Source organism: Acinetobacter sp. B-6, from assembly GCF_056930735.1.
In genome coordinates this window covers 1-947 of sequence record NZ_JBXPBY010000042.1, presented here as the reverse complement: position 1 = coordinate 947, position 947 = coordinate 1, and the positions used below count along the sequence as shown (strand labels likewise).

Genomic DNA, 947 nt, shown 5'->3' with positions numbered 1-947 from the left:
TATGCCTAAGCCATACTCCAATGATCTTCGATACAAAGCTCTAGACTACTACAAAGAATGCCAGAATAAGTCTAAAACATGTACTGTTTTTAAGATTGCAAGAACGACTTTAGATCTCTGGATTCAGCTCGAACATCTCCAAGGAAATGCGAATAGACCACATCCCGAAAAAGCAGGTCGACCCTATAAAATTAAAGACCTAAAGGCTTTCAAAATCTTTGTTGAAACAACATCATTTTCACAGGCTAAAGATCTGGTGCCATTATTTGAGCAAAGATTTGGTTATTCCGTCAGCTATGCCAATATCTTATTTGCTTTAAAAAAGCTGGGTTGGAGTTATAAAAAAAGAGTTTTCTCTACAGACAAGCCTGCAAAATAGGACGGGCAATATTCCAATGGTTCCTGCCACAATGGAAACAGCAATATGGTGAAGAGTATATTTTATACATTGATGAATCAGGTATAAATACCAATGAGGTTGCTGAATATGGTTGGTCTGAGAAAGGAAAACGTTGTCGTGCATTAAGAACAGGTGGGCATGGAAGTAGACTAAATATAATCAGTGCTGTTCGATCAAGTGCAACGTTTAAATTCATTGCTCCCCTAATTTTTAAGGGCTCATGTGATCGCAATACTTTTACTGGCTGGCTTGAATATTTACTTAAAGATCTAACAAGAGATAAAAATGGTCAGCCTCAAAAATATTTACTAATTTTAGATAATGCTTCTATTCACAAAGGTCGAAAAATTGAGGAATTGGCTCGCCAGTACAATGCTAGGCTGATGTATTTGCCTGCTTATAGTCCAGACCTCAATCCAATTGAAAAAGCTTGGTCTATACTAAAAAGAAAAGTCAGACATATTGTTAGCCAACAACAGAAAACTATTCTTGAGGCTTTAGATATTGGGTTTAATCAAATGTAGCATAGTTTATTTAACTAGCTATA

The 947-nt window shown here is 36.0% G+C and carries 2 protein-coding genes; both read left to right on the top strand.

Annotated features, from left to right (window positions below; genetic code table 11):
• On the top strand, positions 1 to 379 hold a 379-nt coding region (locus tag AC1Z3T_RS21110), incomplete at its 5' end, for an IS630 transposase-related protein (RefSeq protein WP_005029849.1).
• Entirely contained in the window at positions 376 to 924 is a 549-nt protein-coding gene (locus tag AC1Z3T_RS21105) for an IS630 family transposase (RefSeq protein ID WP_100884420.1), read from the top strand. The genes AC1Z3T_RS21110 and AC1Z3T_RS21105, both read left to right, overlap by 4 nt.
• Positions 925 to 947: the final 23 nt, after the last annotated feature.